Genomic DNA, 24,244 nt, shown 5'->3' with positions numbered 1-24,244 from the left:
GTCAGAGTCCCAGCGCCGCCCGTGCGAGATCAAGAGCCTGTTCCGGCGGTACGCCGTGCGCGCGCGTCGCGGTCGCGTACTGCCCCGCCAGCCGCGTCGCCTCCGCCGACGCCCCCGCCGCACGTGCCGTGACCACGGTCCCGTGCCGCCCCCTGGTCTCCACCAGCCCGGCCTGCTCCAGCTCCCGGTAGGCGCGCGCCACCGTGTTCACCGCCAGCCCGAGCTCCCCGGCCAGCGCCCGCACCGCCGGCAGTCTCGTCCCGGCCGGCAGCATCCCGTCCCGCGCCTGGCCGGCGACCGCATCCCGAATCTGCGCGTACGGCGGCTCGTCCGCCCCCGGATCAATGACGATGCGCACGCTCGCACCCTAACGTGACCACTCCACCGCACGCTGTCCCGCCACCACCCCCCACGCCGATTTCCCCTGATCATCCACCCCATCGCGGCCGCGAATCCCGATCGTGACCGGGCGGCCGACGGGAGATCGGCTCTATGTGCCACGCTGATTTCCACGACCGATTCGGCCCCATCGGGCTGCGAGTTGACACTGTGACGGCGCGGCCGGTGGGAGATCGGTCCTATCGCTCACGCCGACTTCCGCCGGTGATTCGGCCGGATCGTGGCTGCGAGTTCACGCCGATCGGTCACGCCGATGCCCGCTTGACACTGTGACGACGCGGCCGGTGGGAGATCGGTCCCATCGGTCACGCTAATTTCCGCCGGTGATTCGGCGGATCGTGGCGGCGAGTTCACACTGTTCGGTCACGCCGATGTCCGCTGGTGGCTCCGCCGGTCGTGGCGGTGAAGGCACCGTGCGACGGTGTGGCCGACGGGAGATCGGCCCTATCGGTCACGCTGATTCCGCTGGTGATTCGGCCGCGTCGTGGCGGTGGACTCCCTAGTGTGGCGATTCGGCCGGCGGTAGATCGGCCCCAGCGGTCACGGAGCGGGCCGCGGCGGGGATGGCTGGGAGCGGGCCGAGCGGCAACCTCGCGTCAGGCTCACAAGGTGACGACGCGGCCGGTGATCGATCGGCCGTAAGGGTCACGATGCCGGCCTTGCGGTCGGACGGCCCGCGAGTTTTCTCAGCGAGGCGCGCGAGGATGTTGTCGTCGTACTGCTGGAGCCAGTTGGCGCCGAGGTCGAAGGCGAAGCGTAAGAGTCACGATGCCGGCCTTGCGGTCGGAGCCGCCGCGAGGTTGCCCCGCGGAAGCGTTCGCACCGCGACCACGCCGGAAGCGGGCACGCGAAGCCGGGAGCCGCGAAAGGAATCTGTGCCCCGCCACCACCCGAGGCTCGACGGCCGATGAACGACCGTGTGTCCCACGGCCGGCGGGCAGCGTGGCCGCTTCCGGCCGCGGGACACGGGCGGGGGCGTCAGAGGAGCTTGGGTGGGGTGTTGCCGGCGGCGATGATCGCACGGCGGACCGGGACGAACAGCAGCAGGGCGAAGCCGGCGACGAAGAAGATCAGGAGGCTGATCAGGCCGATGCGGTAGCTGCTGGTGAGCTGGAAGACCAGGCCGAACAGCAGCGGGCCGAGCCAGCTGGTGCCCTTGTCGCTGATCTCGTAGAAGCCGTAGTACTCGCCCTCCTTGCCGGCCGGGATGAGCTGGCTGAACAGGGAGCGGGACAGGGCCTGGCTGCCGCCGAGGACCAGGCCGATGCAGGCACCGAGGATCATGAAGGGGACGGGTGCCTCGGCGGGAAGCCAGAACGCGGCCAGGATGACCAGCGTCCACAGCACCAGGCTGGCCAGGACCGTCTTCCAGGCGCCGATCGCGGCCGCGACCCGGCCGAGCAGCAGCGCGCCGCCGAACGCCAGGAACTGCACGATCAGAATCGTGATGATCAGCGTGGACTGGGGCAGCCGCAACTCCTCGGTGCCGTACTGGCTGGCGAGGTTGATCACGGTCTGGATGCCGTCGTTGTAGATCAGGAACGCGGCCAGGAAGAACAGCGTCAGCGGGTAGCGGCGCATCTGCCGGATCGTGTGACCGAGCTGCACGAAACCGTCGAGGAGCACGTTGCGGCCGGAGGCGGGGACGGCGGAGACGGACGGGCGCTCCTTGAGCCAGAACAGCGGGACGAGCGTGAACACGGCCCACCACACGCCGGCGGAGACGATGCACCAGCGCGCGATGTCGAGCGTCGACCGCGGGTCGTCCGGGTTCTCGAACATGGTCAGCGCGACCAGGTTCAGCGCCAGCAGCAGGCCGCCGCCGAGGTAGCCGAGCGCCCAGCCACGGCTGGAGATCCCGTCGCGTTCGTCCGGGCCGCCGAGGTGGGGCAGGAACGAGTTGTAGACGACGACGGACGCACCCAGCGCCACGTTGCCGAGGACGAACAGCGCACCGCCGAGCTGATAGCGGTCGCCGGTCACGAACGCCATGGCGATGGTGGCGCCGGCGCCGGTGAACCCGGTGACCGCGAGCATCGTCTTCTTGTGCCGGGACCGGTCCGCGATCGCCCCGACGACCGGCAGCACGAACACGGTCAGCAGCACCGACAGCGACACCAGGTACGGGTAGTACGAGCCGGGCGCGACCTCGATGCCGAGCGGGTACACGTACCGGTCGCAGGTGTCCGCGCCCAGCTCGCAACCGGCCGCGACCTTGGTGACGCTGGTCAGGAACGGGCCCAGGAACACGGTGATGACCGTGGTCGAGAACGCGGACATCGCCCAGTCGTAGAAGTACCAGCCGGTCCGCTCCCGCCGGCCGGCCGTCATCACCGCAGTAGTCATGAATTGTCCAAGGAGGTCAGGCCACGCTGGCGGAACACTTCACGGAGCACGTCGAGCCGGTCGGTCATGATGCCGTCCACGCCCAGGTCGAGCAGCGCGTGCATCTGCGCCGGATCATCGATGGTCCACACGTGCACCTGCAAGCCCTGCGCATGCGCGTGTCGCACCAGCCGGGCGTCGACCACCGGCAGCCGCCCGTACCGGACCGGGACCTGAGCGGCCACCACCGACTCCGGCAACCGCATCCGCCGGCCGGTCAGCGACGCCACCCGCAGCCCGGCGACCGCGCGCATGCCCATCGACGTGGCCACCCGCGGGCCGGCCAGCGCCCGGATACGGGCCAGCCGGGCATCGGAGAAGCTGGCCAGCAGCACCCGGTCCCGCGCCCCGGCCGCCTCGATCACCCGCACGGTGGGCTCCTCGCCACCGTCGGCCTTCACGTCGATGTTGAACCGCACCCGCGGCCACGCGTGCAGGACCTCGTCCAGCCGGGGTACGGCCGCCGCGCCGGACACCCGCACACTGGCCAGATCCGCCCAGGACAGCTGCGACACCCGCTCCGGGCGGCCGGTCAGGCGCCGCAGGTCCGGATCGTGGAAGATCACCGGGACGCCGTCGGCGGTGGCGTGCACGTCCGTCTCCACATACCGGTAACCGAGCGCGACCGACCGGCCGAACGCCTCCGCCGTGTTCTCCAGGCCGTCCGCGGCACCGCCACGGTGCGCGAACGCGATCGGCACGGGCGCGTCCAGATACGGGTACGGGTGATCCACTCGCGCAGTATGCCGGTTCGCGGCCGTCGCGCAGGCGACCGGACGGTGAACAGACCCCGCGTCGGGAAGCCGACGGTTACGCCGCGCTGTCCCGGCGTACCCTCATGATCGCTGGTGTTCTAGGGTGTCCCGATGCGCGTCCTGGCGATCGATTTCGGCACCTCCAACACCGTGGCCGTGGTGCGGGCGAACAACGGCCCGGCGCGCGCCCTGGTCTTCGACTCCTCGCCGCTGCTGCCCTCATGCGTATACCTGGACGGTAACGGACAGATCCGGACCGGCCGGGACGCGGAACGGTCCGCGCTGCACGACCCGTCCCGGTTCGAGCCGAACCCCAAGCGCCGCATCGACGACGGCGCGGTCCTGCTCGGCGGCGGCGAGATCCCCGTCGCGCAACTGATCGCCGCCGTCCTGCGCCGCGTCGGCGAGGAGGCCGCCCGCCACCTCGGCGGCGTCCCGGACGAACTGCGCATGACCCACCCCGCCCAGTGGGGCGAGCGGCGCCGGGCCGCGCTGTTCGAGGCCGCCCGCCTGGCCGGACTGCCGCAGCCGCGCCTGATCGCCGAGCCGGTCGCCGCCGCCTCCTACTACACCTCCGTGCTCGGCGCGCACCTCGCGCCCGGCCGCGCGCTGGCCATCTACGACCTCGGCGGCGGCACGTTCGACGCCGCCGTGGTCCGGCACGCCGGCCCCGGCGGATTCGAGGTCCTCGCCCAGCGCGGCCTGCACGACCTCGGCGGCCTCGACTTCGACCAACTCCTCGTCGACCACCTCGGCCGCGCCTACGACGCCGGCGCGAACCCGCTGTGGCACGCGCTGGTCGCACCCCGCGACGCCGCCCAGCGCCGCCAGCGCACCCTCCTCTACGACGACGTCCGCGGCGCGAAGGAATCACTGTCCCGGGCCAACAGCGCCGACGTGCACGTACCCTCGATGGACATCTCCGCGCACGTCACCCGCGAGGAACTCGAAGCGCTGCTGCGCCCCCACCTCGCCCGCACCGTCGACACGCTGCTGGAAACCGTCGCCGCCGCCCGCCTCGCCCCCACCCACCTGGCCGGCGTCTTCCTCGTCGGCGGCTCCTCCCGCATCCCGCTGGTCGCCAGCCTGCTGCACAACCGGATCGGGATCGCCCCGACCACGCTGGAGCAGCCGGAAACCGTCGTCGCCGAGGGCGCCGCCTACCACGGCGGGCCCGCGCCGACGCCCGCGCAGCAGCCGGCCCCGGTGTCCGTACCGCCGTTCCGGCCCGGCTCCACCGGCAGCCCCGCCTACCCGACGTCCGGGCCACCGATCATGCAGCCGCCGCCGCCCGTCATGCACCAGCATCAGGCGCCTCCGCCCCCGGTGATGCACCCACCGATGGTCAACAAAGGCCCGGTTCCGCCGCCGCGCCCGCCCGTGATGACCGGCATCCCGCCGAAGCGGCCGTGGTACAAGGACCCGCGCTGGATCTGGGCGATCGCCCTCATCAACATCATCTGGATCCTGTGCTGCGTCTGCCTCTACCTCCTCCCCGACGCCGAGGAGACGGACGACCCGGGCAGCACCCCCACCGCCTACACGACGTACTGATGTGGCCACGGCTGCGCGCCGGACCGATCGGGCACACCGACCCGCAGTACGTCCTCCCCTACGGCGGCACAATCACCGTGGACGGACCGGCCAGACGGCTCATGGCGCACTACTGACCCCCGGCGAAACTGCGATGATCGACGTATGCGAGTGGTGGTCACGGGCGCGGCCGGCCTGGTAGGCACGGCAGCCGCAACAGCACTGGACAAGGCGGGCTGGACGGTACGCGGCACCGACCGCGCACCCGGACGATGGGTCGACGTCCCCGGCGACCTGCGCGACCCCCGCATCCGCGCCGACGCCGTCCGCGACACCGACACGCTCGTCCACGTCGCCGCCCTCCACGCACCCCACCTCGGCACCGTCCCCGACTCCGAGTTCTGGGCCGTCAACGTCGACGCCACCGCCGCCCTCCTCGGCGAGGCCACCCGCGCCGGCGTCCGCCGCATCGTCTACATCAGCAGCACCAGCGTCTACGGCCGCGCCCTCGTCCCCGACCGCAGCGCCGCCGTCTGGGTCGACGAAAACCTCCCACCCCGCCCCCGCGACGTCTACGACGACACCAAACTCGCCGCCGAACGCCTCATCGCCACCGGCCCCATCCCGCACGTCACCCTCAGAATCGCCCGCTGCTTCCCCGAACGCCCGCACGTGCTCGCCGGACACCTGCTCTACCGCGCCGTCGGCGTCCACGACGTCGCCGCCGCGATCGTCCTCGCCGCCGCCACCGACGGCGCCACCGGCGTCTACAACATCGCCGGCCCCTACCCCTTCACCCCCGACGACTGCCGCGACCTGCACCGCGACGCACCCGCCGTGATCACCGCCCGGGCACCACGAGTCGCCGCCGCGTTCCGCGAACGCGGCTGGCGCCTGCCGGCCAGCATCGACCGCGTCTACGACTCCCGCGCGGCCGGCAGCGCCCTCGGCTACCGCCCCACGTTCGGCGCGCTCGAATTCCTCACCGGCTGAACCGCCCCGGTCACCGGCACTCCTCCACCCGCTCCACCGGCCAGCCCACGAACGCCGCCAACGCCGCCGAACTCGTCCCCGTCCCCGACACCCACTGCTGCAACACGATCCCCAGATCGCCCGGCAACCCCTCCGCGTCGATCGGCCGGTACGGCTCCGGATCGAACGTGATCTCGTCGATGTGCACCCACGCGTCCCCCGGATCGAGCCGCTCCCGCACCTCGTCGAACTCGTCGATCCCGTGCTCACCCGAGGCGATCGTCTCCCCGGTACGCCAATCGTGCAGGCTCCACTGCGCGCCGTGCGTCCGCCCACCGCTGATGATCCGGTGCCCGGCCGACTCCACCGCGGCGATCCGGTCCAGCCGGCGCTGTTTCAGGTCCCTGTTGTGCAGCAGTACGCGGCGCAGATGCGCGCGGACCGCGTCGGTCGCGTCGAAAGTCACAACATGGATCTTGCCGGAAGGTGAATCACACCCGACGAACGGGACCCCGATCAGACGATCCGCCCCAGCACGAACGCCGCCACCGCCGCATAATCCGCACCCACCGCCACCGACGCGCCCACACCCCCGAAGTCCACCAGCGTGTTCCCCCGCCCCGGACCGAACCCGTGATCCACCTCGATCCGGCACGGACGGCACTCCAACAGACCCGGCCGCACCGCTTCCGCCACCGCCACCGCGTCATGCATCGGCACTCCACCGTCCCCCGGCGCACCGTGCACATACTCCGCGATCGCGTCCGCGACCACCGCCCCCGCACCACCGGCCGACCGCAACCGCGCCGCCTCCGCCACCCCGATCAGCGTCCGCAACGTCACGTCCAGGCCCACCATCGTCGTCGGCACCACCCGCGACAGCCCCGGCGCACTCAACACCCGGTACGCCGCCTCCGGATCCGCCCACACGTTGAACTCCGCCGCCGGCGTGATGTTCCCCGCCCCGATCGCCCCACCCATCACCACCAGGCGACCCAGCGACGCCGCCACCTCCGGATACAGCGCGTACAACAGCGCCACGTTCGTCAGCGGACCCACCGCCACCAACGTCACCGGCGCCGACGCACCCCGGATCGCCTCCGCCAGGAACGGCACCGCATGCGCGTCCACCGCACCCGCCGGCGACGACGGCAACCGCGCACCACCCAGCCCCGAATCACCGTGCGCACCCCGATGCGCCGCCAGGCCGTCCACCACCAGCGGACGCTCCGCACCCGCCGCCACCGGCACATCCGGCCGCCCCGCCAGCGCCAGCACGTCCAACGCGTTCCGCGTCGTGAACTCCAGCCCCACGTTCCCCGCGACCGTGCTCACCCCGAGCAACTCCACCTCCGGGCTCGCACACGCCAGCAACAACGCCACCATGTCGTCGATACCCGGATCACAGTCGATCAGCAGCGGCCTCATCGGCACATCATGACAGCCACTGGTCCCACGACAACTTCACCAGCAGCGCCAGCACCACCACCAGCAACACCACCCGCACGAACCCGGAACCACGACTCAACGCCATCCGCGCACCCACCGTCGCACCCACGATGTTGCAGACCGCCATCGCCGCACCCAGCGCCCAGAAGACGTTCCCGCCCCACCCGAACACCACCAGCGCACCCAGGTTCGTACCCGCGTTCACCATCTTCGCCATCGCCGACGCGTGCACGAAATCCGCACCCACGATCGCCGTGAACGCCAACACCAGAAACGTCCCCGTCCCCGGCCCGATCATCCCGTCATAGAACGCGATCAACCCACCCGCGACCGCCACCACCAGCGCCGCCCGCAACCGCGTCCGCTTCTCCGGCTCCGCCGTCACACCCATCCGCGGCCGGAACGTCACGAACAGCGCCACCCCCGCCAGCACCCCCAACACCACCGGCCGGTACGCCGACGCCGGCACACTCCCCGCCAGCACCGCACCCACCCCGGACAGCACCACCGCACCACCCGCGGCCGGACCCGCCACCCACCAGTCGATCTTCGTCCGGCGCGCGTACGTCACCGCCGCCGTCGCCGTCCCCGCGATCGCCGCCAACTTGTTCGTCCCCAGCGCCGTCGCCAGCGGCAACCCCGGCGCCGCGATCATCAACGCCGGCAGCAGCAACAACCCGCCACCACCCACCACCGCATCGACCCAGCCCGCCGCCGCGGCCGCCACCAGCAACACCGCGATCTGACCCGCATCCACCGCTACAGCCCCCGCCGCGACCGCAACCACCAGCCGGCGACCGCACCGGCGACAAACACCACAGCTATGCAGAACAGGGCTTTAACCAGCACGGACGCCACCGTACCCGCGCCCACCACCGCCGACCGCCAGGGACCGGCACCACACACCCCTTACCGTGACAGGAGTGCGCCTCGCCACCTACAACCTCCTGCACGGCCGCTCGCTCCGCGACGGCACCGTCGACGCCACCCGCCTCACCGACGCCATCAAAACCCTCGACGCCGACATCCTCGGCCTCCAGGAAGTCGACCGCGCCCAAACCCGCAGCCACCACCTCGACCTGACCGTCCTCGCCGCCGACGCCACCGGCGCCACCCACCACCGCTTCGCCGCCGCGGTCGTCGGCACCCCCGGCGAAGGCTTCCGCCCCCTCACCCACGACGACGACGGCGCCGACGAACCCAACTACGGCATCGGCCTCGTCTCCCGCTGGCCCGTCCAACGCTGGCGCATCATCCGCCTCCCCGCCGCACCCGTCCGCTCCCCGATCTTCACCCCCAAACCCATGCTCATCCGCGACGAACCCCGCGTCCTCCTCGCCGCCGTCATCACCCCACCCTGGGGCGGCACCATCACCGTCGCCACCACCCACCTCTCCTTCGTCCCCGGCTGGAACCTCCTCCAACTCCGCGCCGCCATCCGCGCCCTGCGCACCATGCCCGCACCCCGCCTCCTCACCGGCGACCTCAACCTCCCCGCCGCCGTCGTCGCCCGCATGACCCGCTGGAAGACCCTCGCCCGCACCCCCACCTACCCCAGCCCCGCACCACAACTCCAGCTCGACCACGTCCTCCTCGACCCCCGCGACACCGGCGGACTCGGCCGCGTCCTGCGCGTCGACACCCCCGACGTACCCGTCTCCGACCACCGCCCGCTCGTCGTCCACCTCGCCTCACCGGGCCAGTAACCCCAGCACCAAGGCAAAGCACCTGCTTTTTTTGGGGGCAGTCGGCGCTCTGCGCCGTCCGTATGGGCATGCGTTTCCGTCGCCGGCGTGTCCGGGCGCACACCCCGTAACGCGTCCTAGGACGCTAGGTTGAGAGGGGTGGGGCCGCGCGGGTCGGCGGGCGGGGACGGGTCGAAAATGGCGGGCGGGACGGGTGACAGGGGGCAACAGGCGATGACAAGCGCGCACACGACCGCGCCGGACGCGGCACAGACCCGCGACGACCTCGGACGGCTGCGGCCCGACCTGGTCGCCGCCTACGACGCCGCGCTGCCCGGCGCACACGCGGCGGTGCTCACCCGGCTCTGGGGCGCCATCGCCCGCGAACCGATCCCCGGCCTCGGCGCCCGCACCCCGCGCGGCGACCGGCTCACCGTCACCCTGCCCGGCGGCGGCACGCTCGACGGCTCCCGCGCGGCCACCGCGCCGTTCGCGCAGCAGGCCGCGGACCTCCACGGACCCGACGGGACGATCACCGATCCGGTCCACCTCGCGCGGATCACCGGCATGGACGCGCGCTTCCGCGCCGAACTCGCCAACTCCGTCGCCAACCTCGCGCTCGCCCGCGCCGACGCCCACCCCACCCCGACGCTGAAACAGCTCGCCGACGACCCGGAAGGGCTCGCCACCGCCGAACAGTCCGTCGTCGACGGACACCCGATCCACCCCTGCTGCCGCACCCGCATCGGGCTCTCCACCGAGGAGGTCCTCGCGTACGCGCCCGAGCACCGCACCATCGTCGAGCTCGCCGAGATCCGCGTGCCCGACGACCGCTGGTACGGCGAAGGACCCCCGATCCTCACCGTCCACCCCTGGCAGCGCGACCACGTCCTCGACCGGCACCCCGAGCTGCGCCCCACCGGACGCACCCGGCCCGCCCGCCCGCTCATGTCGCTGCGCACGCTCGCCCCGGTCGGCCGCCGCAGCCAGCACCTCAAGACCGCGGTCGACGTGCAGATGACCTCCGCCGTCCGCACCGTCTCCCCCGCCGCGGTCCGCAACGGCCCGATCGTCTCCGTGCTGCTGCACACGCTCGCCACCGACCTGTCCGGCCTCACCATCCTCCGCGAGACGTTCGCCGGCGCGGTCCTCGTCGACGGCGAACCCAGCCGCAGCCTCGCCTACCTCGCCCGCGAGGCACCCCGCCAGGCACCCGGCGAGGTCATCCTGCCGCTCGCCGCGCTCGCCCAGCCCGCGCTGCAACAGGACGCGATCGACACCGGCTTCGCCGGCGACCCCGAGGCGTTCCTCGCCCGGCTCGCCGCCACCGTCCTCCCGCCGCTGCTGGTCATGCTGCACCGCGGCGCCGCACTCGAGGCACACGGGCAGAACACGCTGGTCGCGCTCCGCGACGGCGTACCCACCCGCCTCCTCTACCGCGACCTCGGCGGCGTCCGGATCAGCCCGGCCCGGCTGCGCGACCACGACGGCTTCTCGCTCGGCGTACCCACGCTCCACGGCGACCTCGGCACCGACGACCCCGACCAGCTGCGCACCAAACTCCTCGCCGCCGCGATCTCCGGCACACTCGCCGAACAGATCGCGGTCCTCACCCGTACCCACGACATCGAACCCTCACGACTGTGGCGCCACGTGGCCGCGGCCGCCCACGACACCTACGCCCGGCTCGGGCCGGGCGCGGCCGGCGACGCCGCCCGGCTGCTCGACGCACCGCTGCCGCTCAAGGCCACCACCGCCATGCGCCTGGCCGCGGACCCGCTCGACGACGTGTGGACCCACCTCGACAACCCCATGAACGGACTGCGATGAACGAGCTTGCGAGCGAATCATCGGCTCAGCGCCGACCACGCCGGAACCGCGACGTCGAGGGCGGTCCGGCATGACCACCGCCCAGCGCGGCCACCACCTCTGCGCCCTCGCCCCGGTCACGCTCACCGACGCGATCGCGCACACCACCGCGGGCCTCACCGCCGCCGCACCCGCCCTGCTGCCCGCGTTCCGCGACGCGATACCCGAGGCCGCGCGCACCGTCGGCACCCGCCTGCTCGGCGCGCTCATCCGCGAGGACATCGGCGACGCCCGCGCCCGCCACGCCGGGCGCGGCACCCGGCACGGCTTCGACCGCGTCGAACCCGACCCGGCCGACGTCCCCGACGACCCGGTCGCGCTGCTCCCGCAGGCACTGCTCGACACGGGCGCCTGGGCCTTGGCCGCGGAACTCGCCGACGCCACCGCCAACCTCGCCGTCGCGTTCGCCCGCCCCCGCGCCGTCATCCGGCCCGCCGACGCCGACGAGACCGCGCTCGCCCACGAACGGCTCGCCATCACCGGGCACAACCTGCACCCGTGCGGCCGCACCCGGCTCGGCTGGGACGTCCCCGACCTGCTCGCCCACGACCTGGAGACGCCCGGCACCGCGCTCCGCTTCGTCGCGGTCCGCCGCGACCGGCTCACCGGCGAGGTGACCCACCCCGGCTTCCCCGACGCCCCACCCGGGTACGCCACCCAGCCCGTACACGCCTGGCAGTGGGACGCCATCGTCCGCCACCGGCACGCCCGCCTGCTCGACGACGACACGCTCCGCCCGCTCGACGGCGAGATCCCGGTCGCACCCACCGCCGCGCTGCGCACCGTGCTGCTCCCGCCCGCACCCGGCGGCACCCGCCACTACCTCAAGGTCTCGCTCGACATCCTGGTCACCTCCACCCGGCGCAGCATCTCCGTGGCCAGCACCCAGAACGGGCCCGCGCTCTCCCGGCTGCTGCACACGCTCGTCGCGGACGACCCGGACGGGCACCGCCTGCTGCTGCTCGCCGAGACCGCGGGCGCGGCCGTCCCCGCGGCCGGACGCGACCTCGCCGCCATCCTCCGCGACGGCATCCACGGCCGGCTCACCGACGGCGAGACCGTCGTACCGGGCAGCGCGCTCGCCGCCACCGACCCGGACACCGGCCGCACCGTCCTCGCCGGGCTCGCGGACGCGTACCCCGGCAGCGCACTCGACTTCGTCGAGGACTACGCCCGGCTGCTGCTGCCACCGCTGCTGCGGCTCGCCGCCCGGCACGGCATCGCGCTCGAGGCCCACCTGCAGAACTGCCTGCCCACGTTCCGGCACGGCCGCCCGCACCGGCTCGTCCTGCGCGACTTCGCCGGCCTGCGCCTGCACCGGCCCCGCCTCGCCGCCTCCGGCATCGACCTGCCGCTGTGGCCCGGCTCCGTCACCGCCACCGACGACGCCGGCACCATGCGCGCCAAGATCGGCTACACCGCGCTGCAGGCCCACCTCGGCGAGATCATCGTGCAGCTCACCCGCTCGCACGCGCTCGACGAGCCCGCCGCCTGGCGCCGCGTCCGCGCGGTCGTCGACGAGACCTACGACGGCCTGCGACGCGGACCACGCCCGGTGCCCGCGGCCACCGACGACCACGCCTGGCTCACCGCGCCGCTCGTACCGCACAAGGCGCTGGTCCGCATGCGCCTCGCCGGCTCCGGCGACGTCCACCACCCGGTCCGGAACCCGCTCCATGACGCCCGCTGACGCGCTGCGCCACGCCGACCGCCCGGTCAGCGCCTACGTCTACTCCCGCGCCGCGCTCCGCTCCGCCGCCGCACGCGTCCGGGCCGCGCTGCCACCCGGCGCCACGCTGCTCTACGCGGTCAAGGCCAACGGGCACCCGGACGTCGTCGCCACGCTCGCCGCGGCCACCGACGGCCTCGAGGTCGCCTCCGGCGGCGAACTCGCGCTCGCGATCGCGGCCGGCGCCACCCGGATCGCCTTCGGCGGACCCGCGAAAACCGATCAAGAACTCCACGACGGGGTACGTGCGGGCGCGCTCATCCACGTCGAAAGCATCCTCGAACTGCGCCGCCTGGACGCGATCGCGGCCCGGCTCGGCCTGCGCGCCACCGCCGCGCTGCGCGTCAACCGCGCGGTCGCCGGGCCGGACGGCAGCCACCGGATGACCGGCACACCCACCCCGTTCGGCATCGACGAGGCGGCGCTGGACGAGGCGTTCGCGGTGCCGCTGCGCGCGGTCGACCTGCGCGGCTTCCACCTGCACGCGGTGTCCAACTCGCTGGACGCCACCGCCTACGCCGCGTTCGTGGCCGGCGCGATCACCTGGTCGGCCGCCACGGCGGCGGCACACGGGCTGGACCTCCGGTACGTCAACGTGGGCGGCGGACTCGGCGTGTCGTACACGGACCCGTCCACCATCGACCTGAACGTGCTGCGGGAGCGGCTCGCCGCGGTGCCCGTACCGCCGGGGGTGGACCTGGTCTTCGAGCCCGGCCGGCTGCTGGCGGCGGACGCCGGGTGGTACGCGGCCGAGGTCGTCGACCTCAAGCGCACGCACGGCCGCTGGTTCGCGGTCCTGCGCGGCGGCACCCACCACTTCCGGCTGCCGGCCGCGTGGGGGTACAGCCACCCGTTCACGGTCATGCCGATGGACGGCGACGAGGTGTGGCCGTGGCCGTTCGACCGCCCGTCGGTGGAGGGCGTGTCCGTGGACGCGGTGGGCGAGCTGTGCACGCCGCGTGACGTGCTGGCGCGCGACGTGCCGGTGTCACGGGTGCGGGTGGGTGACGTGCTGGTGTTCGCGCGCACCGGCGCCTACGGCTGGGACATCTCCCACCACGACTTCCTGCGCCACCCGCATCCGCAGCTCATCGTCGTGTGATCTTCGGTGCCGAGGGCACCAGCCCGCCCTTGCGCCGGGCGTCACACCCCGCTTGGCCTTCCTAGGAGGCTGGATTGATGCGGTGTCACCGTGCGGCTCGGTCCGCGACGGCGGCGGCATCTGCCGCGCGACCGTCTATTTCCCCAGCATGCGTACCATCGTCCGCACCATTCCAGGCACCGGCCCGGTGACTGGCTGACCCCAGGCGGGCGGCTTGCTCGTAACGCTCGACTCATCCCGGGCGGGCCGGCACATGGTGAGCGCCATCTGCCGGCCCGCCCGGTCCATACCTCGATAGGGGAAGAACATGACCTTCGACGAGACAGCCGACGACCCGCCGGCTTCCACGACAGCAAAGCGGTGGCGTCGCCGTACGGTGTTCACCGCGACCGCCGTGGTGACCGCGGCCACGCTCGCAGGTGCGGGAGTGATGGGCAGCGCGACCGCCGAGCCCGCACCCGCCACGCTGCCCGGCAGCGCCGTGATGCAAGACCGGCTCTCCCACCTGAACACCTGGATCGCCGGCCAACCCGACGTGTACGCGAACGGTTACCTCGCCTCGGTGAACGACGCGCAGGCAGGGTCCACAATCCTGCTCTGGCACGGCGAAGCGAACCAGACGCAGAGGGCCGTCACGGAGAAGGCAGCCCAGCTCGGTATCACCGTGACCATCCAGGAACGCAAGCACAGCATGGCCGACATCACCCGCGGGCAGAAAGCTCTCGACGGCCGCAGCGGCCACGGGCTGTTCGCCAACTTCACGATCAACTCGACCGCCGGCCTCTCAGCCGACTTCGACGGCATCGTCATCTACGGCGAGTACATCAACCCGCCCACCCAGAGCCGAACCGAGGCAGATGCAGCGCTCGCCAAGGCCGTATCCGAAGAGATCGGCGTCACGGTATCAATCAAGCCCGGCGGGGTCATCACGCCGGCATAGCCATGCCCGGACACCACGCCGCTGCGCGGCCTCGCTCACTGTCCGACCGGTTACCGGCCGCCGCCGGCTCGGCCCGCTCCACCCGGCACCGCTGTTGACCGTGTCGCGGGATGCCACGGCCGAGGCCGGCACCCGGCGAACGGGCCCAACGGATACGTAGGCTCAGGGCCGTGGTCGACCGGATACAGAAGATCGTGACGGAGTTGCCGGACCTGACGGACGTCACCGGCGTGTGGGCGGTGGCCGACAGCCGCGTCGCGCAGGGGGACGCGGCCTTTGCCGCGGACCTCGGCATCGCTCTCGCCAGGAAGTACGGCTCCAGCAAGCAGATGTGGCAGTACAGAAGCGCCTTCGATCATCTGCTTCGGCTGCTCGCCACCACCGCTGGTCCCGACAATGTCATCCAGGCGCTGCGGCTGGTCTCCTCAGCTGAGGTCGCCGGTAAGAAGCTGGATCGCTACACGGCCTCGCTGCTGGCATCCGGCCAAGAGGCCACGCACCTGGCCGCGGCGTTCACCGGCCGTGCCTCGGAGGAACTGCGGGCGTGCCTGGTCCAGGAACTGATTCTCAGGGGCGTGGCCGTCGAGGAGACACCGGGGATCGCGGGTTGGGCAACGTCGCCGCATTGGAATCATCACCCTCTGGGCTGGTTGCCCCGGACGCTCTCCGAGCTGGAGGCCAGCGCGGATCTGCCGAGCTACAGCATCCATGGCAGCAGTCACACGATGCCGTACGGACCGTCGGAGAGCCGCGAGCTGGCGGTGATCTCCGGCGCGCGTGTCCCGTCAGCGGAGGAGACGACAACCCGGGCCGTCGCCACAGCTATGTCCAAGGCCGTGGCGAACTGGGCCGAAGAGTCCAACGGGCGCATTGAGGCGCGGGTGTTCGACCTCGCGGACCCCTTGGACGCCGCATCGGTCCCGGACGCGCTGCTGATGCTGGGGCTGGAATGTCTGCACGGAGCAGGGAAGAGGGCCGCTCTGTCGGTCGCCGTCCATCCGCCGGCTCGGGCATGGCAGGTGCTCTTCGCCGCGGCCTCCACGGGAGGGGCTTACAACTCCGGTGCCTACGGCGCCTACGGCCGGCTGGCTGCCTGGCAGTCCCTGGCCGCACTGGCCGGCAGCCCGGAAGGCGACCCCGTCGACGACGTCGAGGCTCGTGTACGGGACTGCATCTGGCACGGCTTCAGCGCCGACACGACCTGGTTCGAGCGTGTGGCCTGGGACATCGGTCTGGCCGCCCTTGCACCGGGCCACCGGTGCCTGGCCGTGCTGGCCGCGACCGATACCGACTGACGTCCCGTGATCCGCGCGTATTCGGCCCGCACACGCACGTAGCCGCGCGCCACCAGCGAGCCCCGCAGCGGCCGACGATGAGCCGGTTGACCGGGGCGCTGGAGAGGAACGTGTCCCCCGCCGCAAGCGACGATCACCTCTGCTCGACTTCCTAGGAGGCTGGACTGATCTCTGTGCCGCAGGGCACAACCTCCTGACCTCAGCTCGTGACTCCCGCGGCCGAACCTGGGCTCACTCGCAGACCACACTCCCCCGCCCCCTCCCGGAGCGACGCCGTTCGGCATCCGCGCCGGTCGCTCCGGGAGGGCAGGCTTCCAGCGGTCCCCCGGACGGACCACCCACATCCGGCGCCGGGTCGGGAGAAGGGCCGCCGTAAGGCAAACGGCGCGGCCGACGTCGTGACGTCGGCCGCGTCCCCGGACCTCTTCGCACAATGGACCCGCCGTCGCTTCCCTTCGTTTCGCGGCTAATGACGGGCAGCGGCATCGTTTGGTGGTCTGTCGCCGGGTCGCAGGGGGCGGGAGTCTGAGGGGTGAGCCCCAGGCGCCGGTGCCGGACCGGCGCCCGGCTCACCATTCCGAGCAGAGGACTGCGCGATGCCGGGCAGTGACCTTGTCGTGATCGGCGCCTCCGCCGGCGGCCTCGAGGCGTTGCGCGGGCTGCTGGGCGGACTGCCCGCCGGACTGCCGGCCGGCGTGATCATCGTGGTTCACACCGGGTCGCACGCGGCCGGCCGGCTGCCCGACGTGCTGGCCCGCGCCGGGCCGCTGCCCGCCGCCTACGCGGTGTCCGGGCAGCGGCTGACGCCCGGCCTGCTGACCGTCGCCCCGCCGGGGCAGCACCTCGTCCTGACCGCCGGGCGGGTGCTGCGCCTGCACCGTGGCCCGCTCGTCCACCACACCCGCCCCGCGATCGACCCGTTGCTGCACAGCGCCGCCGGCGTCTGCGGCGACCGGGTGATCGCGGTCATGCTGTCCGGCCGGCTCCACGACGGCGCGGACGGCGCGGCCGCGGTGGCCGCCGCCGGTGGAATCGTGCTCGTGCAGGACCCGGCGGAGGCCCAGAGCCCCGGCATGCCCCGCGCCACCCTCGCGCGGGTCCCGGGGGCGGCGGTCTGGCCGGCCGCCAAGCTGGGCGGGGCGATCGCCGACGCGCTGGACACGGACGTCGCGCCCGGGACCCCCGCGCGGGTGCCCGGCGGCGTGGAGGAGATCGACGAGGCGCTGTGGACCGCGGTGTCGCGGCTGCAGTCCCACGCCGCCGCCCAGCAACGCCTCCTGCAACGGCTGGACCCGGCCGGTGGGGTCGCCGCCGAGGCCCGGGCACGCGCGGCTCGCGCGCTGCACGCCGCGCAGGTGATCGCCGACCGCGTCATGCCGTTCTTCGAGCCGGGAGCCGATGGATGACGCGCCGGCCACGGAACCGTGACCGATTGCGTTGATCGTCTAGCGTCGCAGGCATCACGAAGATCCCCCGTCGAAGGGCGAAAGAAGAGATGTCTGCCGGCAAGCGCACCCTCTCCGTGCTCCTGGTGGCCGTGGCGGCCACGCCGGTGCTCGGTGCCTGCGGTGCCACTGACAACTCCGAGCTGCGGCAGATCAAGCCGGGTTCGGCCGTCTACGTCGACGCCTGGGACGAGACCGGGGACCGGGGGGACCAGGCACAGGTGGAGCGCAAGCCGTCCGGGCTGTGGGTGGTGCCGCTGCAGGCGCACTTCCGGCAGACCAAGGGCAAGGGCTTCGACGTACGGGTGGAGCTGACCGCCGACGGCCTCTGGCGGGTCGACCCGGAGGGCGCCCAGGTCGGCCGCGACCACGACGACTGCCTCGAGGACGGCGAGGCCTACGCGCAGCTGGTGGTGGCGGAGTCCGCGCTGCGCTGGGAGCCGGACACCGGCGGCGGCAACGACGGCGACGACTGCTTCACGTTGCAGCCGGAGAGCTGACCGGCTCCGCGGCCCGGCGCAGCCCGCGCACCGCGGGCGTGAGCAGCAGCGCCGCGCAGCCGAGCAGGCCGACCAGCACGGACGCGCCGAGCACGCGCTCGGCGCCGACCGCGCCGGCCACCGGACCGGCGAGGGCCTGCCCGACCGGCAGGCTCCCGTCGGAGCCGAGCACCTCGTACGCGGTCAGCCGGTTCAGCATGTCCGGCGGCACCCGCGTCTGCACGCTGGTCTGCCACATCACCGACCAGAACGCCCACGCGCCCCCGTTCGCCACGGCCGCGGCGAGCAGCGCCGGCAGCGTGCCGTGCAGCGCGATGGCCAGCGGCAGCAGCAGGTAGCCGGCCATCGCCACCGCGCCGGCCGCGAGCGGCCGGGCGGGCCGGAGGCGCAGCGCGGCCAGGCCGCCGAGGATGGTGCCGGCACCGACCGCGGACTGCATCCAGCCGTACGCGGGCGCGCCGTGCTCGCCGCTGACCAGCACCGCGCCGAGCGGCAGCAGCGGACCGAACAGGAAGATCCCGAACGCGACCCAGACCAGGATCACGCTCCACAGCCAGGTCCGGGCGCGGAACTCGCGCCAGCCCGCGACCAGGTCCGCGGCCATGGAGGCGCGTGCGGCCCGGGGGATGCGGCCGGTCCGCACGGTCGCCAGGCACACCGCGCTGACCGCGAACGTGGCGGCGTCCACCGCGTAGACCACGCCGGCGCCGGCGAAGCCGAACAGCACGCCGGCGACCGCGGGGCCGAGCAGTTCCGCGATCGCGTTCGCCACCCGGATCGTGGCGTTCGCGCGCTGCGGGTCGTCCGTCACCAGCGGCACGATCCCGTTCACGCCGGGCTGGTACATCGCGGTCGCGGCGCCGCTCACGGCGGAACAGAGGATCAGGAGCCACAGCGGCGGTACGCCGGTGAGGAACACCGCCGCGACCGTGCCCTGCGCGGTCAGCCGGACCAGGTCCGCGCCGAGCATCAGCGGACGCGCGCCGAGCCGGTCCGCGAACACGCCGCCGAACAGGATGAAGCCGAGGAACGGCACCATCCACGCGGCCAGCACCACGCCGATCCCGGTCGCGCCGTAGCTGGCGCCGATCGCCAGCGCGGACGCGACCAGCAGCATCGCGTCGCCGAACACGGAGACGCAGCGGGCCACGAAGTACCGGGTGAAGTTCGCCGTCCACAACACCCGTCGATCTTCCTATCGATCGACGCACCGCGCGACCGGCACCGGCCGTACCCGTCGGTAATCTTCCGGGGGTGGAGAAGAAGATCCTGTACACCCGCGAATGGGGATCGGGCGATCGCGTCGCCGTGCTGATCCACGGCATGATCACCGATTCCACCTCCTGGCACGAGGTCGGCCCCGCGCTGGCCGAGAAGGGCTACCGGGTGATCGCGCCGGACCTGCCCGGCCACGGCCGCTCCCCCGCGCCGGACGGCGGCCTCACCCTGGGCGACGCCGCCGAGCTGCTGCTGCGCACCGTACCGGCGGAGCCCGAGCTGGCGATCGGGCATTCGCTGGGCGGCGTGGTGCTGGCCGCGGCCGTGGAGCGCCTGCGGCCGGCCCGCGCGGTCTACGTCGACCCGCCGCAGCGGCTCGACGACGGCGGCCACGGCCTGGAGTCCGCGATCGCCTACCTGGAGAAGCGCCGGGCGAGCCGCACGCCGGAGACGCTGCGCCGCGACCGGCCGTCGTGGCCGGAACGGGACGCGCTCAACGAGGTCGAGGCCGCGCTGCGCTGGGACACCACCTCCACCGCGACGCTGCTCGCCTCCGCGGTCGGCCGGGACCTGGCGCCGGTCGCGGTCGTACCGTCGCTGCTGATCAGGGCCGATCCCAGCGAGTACGTGCCGGACGACGCCGCCGTCGACCGGCTCACCCGGGCCGGCCTCACGGTCCGCACGATGGCCGGCGCCGGCCACACCGTCTGGTACGGACGCCTTCCCGACTTCCTGTCCGCCCTGGACGGCTGGATCTGAGCACGGCACGCGCGGGCGGGTTCCGATACCCTCCGCGCGTGAAACGTGCACTCCCCTGGATCCTGCTGGCCCCGGCCGTCCTGGCCTGGCTCGCCAGCCTCGTCTGGCCGACGCTCCGGATCGTCTACGTCAGCGCCACCACGACCAACTTCGTGCCCGGCCGGAGCGGCAGCCTGCTCGTCCGCGGCTACACGGCGGCGTTCGAGTACGGTTTCGGCCGCGCGCTCGGCCTCGGACTGACCCTGGCCCTGCTGCCGCTGCTGGTGTTCCTGGTCGCCGGGCCGGCGCTCGGCTGGGCCGGCAGCCGGGCCGGGCGGATACCCCGCCTGGCCGCCCGCTGCCTGGTGGTGCTGCCGCTGGCGTGCTTCGTCCCGGCCGCGGGGGCCGTGACGTGGTACCTGTTCGCGGAGCACCTCGGCTGGACCGACCTCGGACTGCCCGGCTACCTGCGGGTGACCGTGCTGTTCAGCTCGCTGGCGGTGATCGTGGCGGGGGCGTCCGCCGCGTACCTGGCGGCCTGGCGCGGCGCCCGCAGCGGGCCCGCGCTGCTCGTCGTCACCGTGACCGGCGTGCTGGCCGTGGTCGCCTCCGCGCTCCAGCAGTTCACGCCGCACTACCTCTGGTCCGCGAGCCGCCCCGGAGATCTGACCGGCCTGATGCTGACGCACGGCCGGGAGTTCGACCCGCAACGGCACACCGCCGAGCCGCTGATCCTGGCCTGGTCCTTCACCGACCTGCTGCCCCACATCACCGCCGCGATCTGGGTGATGATCTTCCTTGTCGTGGCCCTGCTCGGGCTGGCCATCGTCGGGCTGCTGATCCGCACCCGGGCCCGGCTGACGGTCGGGGACGCCGCCGGGCCGCCCGGTAACCGGCTGGTCGCCGGCATCGTGCTCGGCGTCACGGTGCTGGCCGTGCTGGCGCTCGCCGGGTACGTGCTCGCGCCCTGGTTCCGCACGCTGGCCGGCACGTTCGTCTTCGCCCTGGGCGACGACCCGGCCGAGCCCGCACCGCTCACCCTGGACACGACCGGCATCGCGCTGCGCACCTGGCTGCCGCCGCTGCCCGGCGCGCTGGTGAGCGTGCTGACCGCGCTGGCCGGCGCGGTCGCGATCGGCGTGCTGCGCCCGCTCGGCGACCGCTCCGAGCTGCTGCTGCTCCCGTTCGCCCCGTGGCTGCTGACCGGCGGCACCGCGACCGCGTTCGCGAACGCCATCAACCTGGACGGCGTGCCGGCGGCCGCGAACGTGGTGCTGTCCGCGCTGACGCCGCCGCACTGGCTGTCCGTGCCCGCGCTCGTGCTGTTCACGCTGCTGCTGCGCGGTCAGGGCGAGATCTGGCGGCGCACCGGGCGGCCGGGCGCGTTCCTTCCGGTGCTGCCCGCCGTGGGGCTGGCGTTCGGCGCGGTGTACCTCTCGTTCGTCAACGACCACCTCTGGCACGTGTCGCAGCGCGGTTTCGACGTGCGGCCGGACGCGGAGTGGACCACGATGGACCTGCTCACCTCGGTCCCGCTGATCGCGCCCACGCCCGAGGCGGCACACCTGACCACGCCGGTCCCGCTGATGGTGCTGGTCGTGGCCGCCGCGGTGGCCGCCCAGTTCTGGCTGGACCGGATCACGTTGCGGACCGGTGAGCCGGAGGACTGACGATGGACGGGCCGCCGCAGCTCCACTCGATCCCGGTGCGCGGGGACGCGCGCGCGTGCGAACCGCGGGTCGGGCGCGCGCATCCGGGGCTGCGGCGGTTCGTCGCCGGCTACGCGGGGTTCGGCCGGCCCGGCGCGCGGCCGATCGCGCACCGCATGCTGGCGCTGCCGACCACCGCGATCATCGTGGACGTGGAGTGCGGCACCACCGTGGTCACCGGGCCGCGCTCCGCCGGCGGCGTCTGCGAGGAGTCGCTGTGGGGGCACGGCGTGCTGGTCGCGCTGACGCCGCGTGGCGTACCGGCGCTGCTCGGTGTGCCCGCCGCGGAACTCGCCGGCCGGGTGCTGCCGCTGGCGGACGTGTGCGGTGGGCGCGCGGCGGAGCTGCGCGACCGGGTGGCCGCGGCGCCGTCCTGGGCCGCGCGCCGGGCGGTGCTGGACTCGCTGCTGCGGCCGCGGTTCCCGGACGACCGGCAGGCGCTGGCGGACGCGGCGTGGCGGCGCCTGCAACGCGACGGCGCGCGGGTCGCGGACGTCGCCGCCGAACTGGACGTCGGCCGGCGCCGGCTGGAGCTGGCCTGCCGCGCCCACCTCGGCCAGTCGCCCGCGCTGATCGCCCGGATCGCCCGGTTCCAGCGCGCGATCGGGCTCCTCGCGGGCGGGCTGCCGCCGGCGGCGGCCGCGGCCCGGGCCGGCTACGCCGACCAGCCGCACCTGACCCGCGAGGCGGGCACGCTGGCCGGCGTCACTCCCGGCACGCTGTGCGCGATCCTTCAAGACGTGCCGCCGGTACGCCGTTAGCGTCGTCGGACATGACGCTCACCGGAAAGACCGCCCTGGTGACGGGCGGCTCGCGCGGCATCGGACGGGCGATCGTGCACCGGCTGTCCCGGCTCGGCGCGCGCGTCGTCTACACGTACCGCCGGACCGCCGTTGATCATGATCTGCCGCGGGTGACCGCGGTCCGCGCGGACCAGGCCGACCCGGCGTCGCTGGAGGCCATGTTCGCGCCGGTCCGCGAGTCCGGCCTGGACATCCTGGTCAACAACGCGGCGATCGCGCCGGCCGCGCGGATCGCGGACCTGACCGGCGAGGACTTCGACCGGGTGATGGCGATCAACGCGCGGTTCCCGCTGCTGGCGATGCGCGCCGCCGCCGCGCTCATGCCGGACGGCGGCCGGATCGTGAACCTGTCCACGCTGAACACCGTGGTGGCCGGGCCCGGCCTGGCGCTCTACTGCGCCAGCAAGGCCGCGCTGGAGCAGTTCACCGCGGTCGCCGCGCGCGAGCTGGGCCCGCGCGGCATCACCGTCAACACGGTCTCCCCCGGCCAGACCGACACCGACATGCTGCGCGCGACCGGCCCGTGGCCGCTGATCGAGGAGCAGGCCCGCCGGTTCGGCGCGCTCGGCCGCGTCGGCACGCCGGACGACGTCGCCGCCGTGGTCGCGTGGCTGGCCGGCCCGGACGCCGGCTGGATCACCGGCCAGAACATCCGCGCCACCGGCGGCCTGGTCGTCTGACGCTCAGGTGGGCGTGCCGGGCACAGCACGCGGCCGTACCCGGGAAGCTCCGGCAGGCCGCCGAGCGGCGTGCCGTGCCCGGCAGTCCGGCCCGCGGCACGGCACGCCGCCCGAATCCGTTCATCAGGTCACCTCCGTGGTCCATCGCGGACGGTGGGCCGCCGGCCGGCCCGGCGCGACCGGATCACGGGCACCGCGAGAAGATCGACGGCTACCGGTGGGTCGGGTAGCGTCGGGGCGACGCCGAGGGAGGCCGCGAATGACGGAGCCGCAACCCGATTCGAGCACGGTCAGCAGCGCGCGTGTGTGGAACTATCTGCTCGGCGGCACCGAGCACTTCCCGATCGACCGTGCGGTGGGCGACCAGATCAAGGAGTCGTTCCCCGGCATCGTGGTGCTCGCCCGCGAGCAGCGGGCGTTCCTGGTGCGCGCCGTGACATACCTCGCGGCGGAGGCGGGCGTCCGCCAGTTCCTGGACATCGGCGCCGGCCTGCCGGCCGCGAACAACACGCACGAGGTCGCGCGCCGCGTCACGCCGGACGCGCGGGTGGTCTACGTGGACAAGGACCCGCTGGTGCGGTCGCACGCCCGCGCGCTGCTGGCCGGCAGCCCGCCCGGCACCACCGACTACGTGCATCGCGCGGCCGAGGAGCCGGAGGCGATCCTCCGCGAGGCCGCCCGCACCCTGGACCTGACCGAGCCGGTCGCGGTCGTCATGTGCGGCCTGCTCGGCAACATCGCCGACTACGACGAGGCCCGCCGGATCACCGCCCGCCTGGCCGCGGGCCTGCCCAGCGGCAGCTACCTGGCCGTCTCCGACGGTGCGAACACCGACGAGGGGATCGTCACCGCGGTACGCCGCGCCAACGAATCCGGCCACCCGTACAACCTGCGCAGCCCGGAACAGATCGCCGGCTACCTGGACGGCCTGGAGCCGGTCCCGCCGGGCGTGGTCTCCATCCCACGGTGGCGCCCCGACCCGGGCACGAACCCACCGGTCATGCACGGCTACTGCGGCGTGGCCCGCAAGCCCTGACC

22 protein-coding genes are annotated in these 24,244 nt (G+C 73.4%); 15 read left to right on the top strand and 7 right to left on the bottom strand.

The window, feature by feature from the left end; genetic code table 11:
• Position 1: 1 nt before the first annotated feature.
• The 3 genes from J2S41_RS13540 to J2S41_RS13530 form a co-directional block, all read right to left on the bottom strand.
• A complete protein-coding gene (locus J2S41_RS13540) occupies positions 2-358 on the bottom strand; it encodes a GntR family transcriptional regulator (RefSeq protein WP_310367498.1) in 357 nt (118 codons plus the stop codon).
• A 1,019-nt stretch (positions 359-1,377) separates the two neighbouring features.
• A complete protein-coding gene (locus J2S41_RS13535; RefSeq protein WP_310367495.1) occupies positions 1,378-2,745 on the bottom strand; it encodes an MFS transporter in 1,368 nt (455 codons plus the stop codon).
• Positions 2,742-3,518, bottom strand: a complete 777-nt coding sequence (locus tag J2S41_RS13530; protein WP_310367493.1) for a glycerophosphodiester phosphodiesterase family protein — start codon at positions 3,516-3,518, stop codon at positions 2,742-2,744. The genes J2S41_RS13535 and J2S41_RS13530 overlap by 4 nt, the downstream gene beginning before the upstream one ends.
• 132 nt (positions 3,519-3,650) lie before the next feature.
• Here J2S41_RS13530 and J2S41_RS13525 point away from each other — a divergent pair, with 132 nt between their 5' ends.
• Together J2S41_RS13525 and J2S41_RS13520 are read left to right on the top strand one after the other, a co-directional pair.
• Positions 3,651-5,093: an Hsp70 family protein gene (locus tag J2S41_RS13525; protein WP_310367491.1), complete on the top strand. Its 1,443-nt coding sequence runs from the start codon at positions 3,651-3,653 to the stop codon at positions 5,091-5,093.
• A gap of 144 nt (positions 5,094-5,237) precedes the next feature.
• Positions 5,238-6,065 carry an NAD-dependent epimerase/dehydratase family protein gene (locus tag J2S41_RS13520; protein WP_310367489.1) on the top strand — a complete coding sequence of 276 codons (828 nt, stop codon included), beginning with the start codon at positions 5,238-5,240 and terminating at the stop codon, positions 6,063-6,065.
• Between the two features lie 10 nt (positions 6,066-6,075).
• Here the strand turns inward: J2S41_RS13520 and J2S41_RS13515 are convergent, their stop codons facing one another.
• The 3 genes from J2S41_RS13515 to J2S41_RS13505 are packed head-to-tail and all read right to left on the bottom strand — an operon-like array spanning position 6,076 to position 8,250.
• Entirely contained in the window at positions 6,076-6,510 is a 435-nt protein-coding gene (locus tag J2S41_RS13515; RefSeq protein WP_310367487.1) for a hypothetical protein, read from the bottom strand.
• 50 nt (positions 6,511-6,560) lie between these two features.
• Positions 6,561-7,472 (bottom strand): nucleoside hydrolase, encoded by a 912-nt coding sequence (locus J2S41_RS13510; RefSeq protein ID WP_310367483.1) that lies wholly within the window; start codon positions 7,470-7,472, stop codon positions 6,561-6,563.
• A gap of 7 nt (positions 7,473-7,479) precedes the next feature.
• Complete coding sequence (locus J2S41_RS13505) at positions 7,480-8,250, bottom strand: TSUP family transporter (RefSeq protein WP_310367480.1); 771 nt, start codon at positions 8,248-8,250, stop codon at positions 7,480-7,482.
• A gap of 166 nt (positions 8,251-8,416) precedes the next feature.
• On the opposite strand from J2S41_RS13505, the gene J2S41_RS13500 reads away from it, so the two are divergent.
• The 8 genes from J2S41_RS13500 to J2S41_RS13465 all read left to right on the top strand — a co-directional run bounded on the left by J2S41_RS13500 (position 8,417) and on the right by J2S41_RS13465 (position 18,058).
• Positions 8,417-9,199, top strand: a complete 783-nt coding sequence (locus J2S41_RS13500) for an endonuclease/exonuclease/phosphatase family protein (protein WP_310367478.1) — start codon at positions 8,417-8,419, stop codon at positions 9,197-9,199.
• Positions 9,200-9,412: 213 nt separating this feature from the next.
• Entirely contained in the window at positions 9,413-11,008 is a 1,596-nt protein-coding gene (locus tag J2S41_RS13495; protein ID WP_310367476.1) for an IucA/IucC family protein, read from the top strand.
• A gap of 70 nt (positions 11,009-11,078) precedes the next feature.
• Entirely contained in the window at positions 11,079-12,737 is a 1,659-nt protein-coding gene (locus J2S41_RS13490; RefSeq protein WP_310367474.1) for an IucA/IucC family protein, read from the top strand.
• Entirely contained in the window at positions 12,724-13,878 is a 1,155-nt protein-coding gene (locus J2S41_RS13485; protein WP_310367472.1) for a type III PLP-dependent enzyme domain-containing protein, read from the top strand. The genes J2S41_RS13490 and J2S41_RS13485 overlap by 14 nt, the downstream gene beginning before the upstream one ends.
• A 307-nt stretch (positions 13,879-14,185) precedes the next feature.
• Positions 14,186-14,818, top strand: a complete 633-nt coding sequence (locus tag J2S41_RS13480; protein WP_310367470.1) for a hypothetical protein — start codon at positions 14,186-14,188, stop codon at positions 14,816-14,818.
• 170 nt (positions 14,819-14,988) lie between these two features.
• Entirely contained in the window at positions 14,989-16,113 is a 1,125-nt protein-coding gene (locus J2S41_RS13475) for a DUF6183 family protein (protein ID WP_310367467.1), read from the top strand.
• A 596-nt stretch (positions 16,114-16,709) separates the two neighbouring features.
• A complete protein-coding gene (locus tag J2S41_RS13470) occupies positions 16,710-17,519 on the top strand; it encodes a chemotaxis protein CheB (RefSeq protein ID WP_310367465.1) in 810 nt (269 codons plus the stop codon).
• Between the two features lie 89 nt (positions 17,520-17,608).
• Positions 17,609-18,058, top strand: a complete 450-nt coding sequence (locus tag J2S41_RS13465; RefSeq protein ID WP_310367462.1) for a hypothetical protein — start codon at positions 17,609-17,611, stop codon at positions 18,056-18,058.
• Here the strand turns inward: J2S41_RS13465 and J2S41_RS13460 are convergent.
• Positions 18,036-19,241: an MFS transporter gene (locus J2S41_RS13460; protein WP_310367459.1), complete on the bottom strand. Its 1,206-nt coding sequence runs from the start codon at positions 19,239-19,241 to the stop codon at positions 18,036-18,038. The two genes, J2S41_RS13465 and J2S41_RS13460, sit on opposite strands and share 23 nt — an antisense overlap.
• A 71-nt stretch (positions 19,242-19,312) precedes the next feature.
• Here J2S41_RS13460 and J2S41_RS13455 point away from each other — a divergent pair, with 71 nt between their 5' ends.
• From J2S41_RS13455 to J2S41_RS13435, 5 genes are all read left to right on the top strand, one after another.
• Entirely contained in the window at positions 19,313-20,035 is a 723-nt protein-coding gene (locus J2S41_RS13455) for an alpha/beta fold hydrolase (protein WP_310367457.1), read from the top strand.
• Between the two features lie 38 nt (positions 20,036-20,073).
• Positions 20,074-21,684, top strand: coding sequence for a hypothetical protein (locus tag J2S41_RS13450; RefSeq protein ID WP_310367455.1), 1,611 nt, complete (start codon positions 20,074-20,076; stop codon positions 21,682-21,684).
• Positions 21,685-21,686: 2 nt separating this feature from the next.
• Positions 21,687-22,484, top strand: coding sequence for a helix-turn-helix domain-containing protein (locus J2S41_RS13445; RefSeq protein WP_310367453.1), 798 nt, complete (start codon positions 21,687-21,689; stop codon positions 22,482-22,484).
• Between the two features lie 11 nt (positions 22,485-22,495).
• Positions 22,496-23,206 carry an SDR family NAD(P)-dependent oxidoreductase gene (locus J2S41_RS13440; RefSeq protein ID WP_310367450.1) on the top strand — a complete coding sequence of 237 codons (711 nt, stop codon included), beginning with the start codon at positions 22,496-22,498 and terminating at the stop codon, positions 23,204-23,206.
• Positions 23,207-23,465: 259 nt separating this feature from the next.
• On the top strand, positions 23,466-24,242 hold the full coding sequence (locus J2S41_RS13435; RefSeq protein ID WP_310367448.1) for an SAM-dependent methyltransferase: 777 nt from the start codon (positions 23,466-23,468) through the stop codon (positions 24,240-24,242).
• Positions 24,243-24,244 lie beyond the last annotated feature (2 nt).

The organism is Catenuloplanes atrovinosus (assembly GCF_031458235.1).
Taxonomy (GTDB): Bacteria; Actinomycetota; Actinomycetes; order Mycobacteriales; family Micromonosporaceae; genus Catenuloplanes; species Catenuloplanes atrovinosus.
The sequence above is the reverse complement of the archived record's forward strand: the minus strand, read 5'-3'. Positions and strand labels throughout refer to the sequence as shown.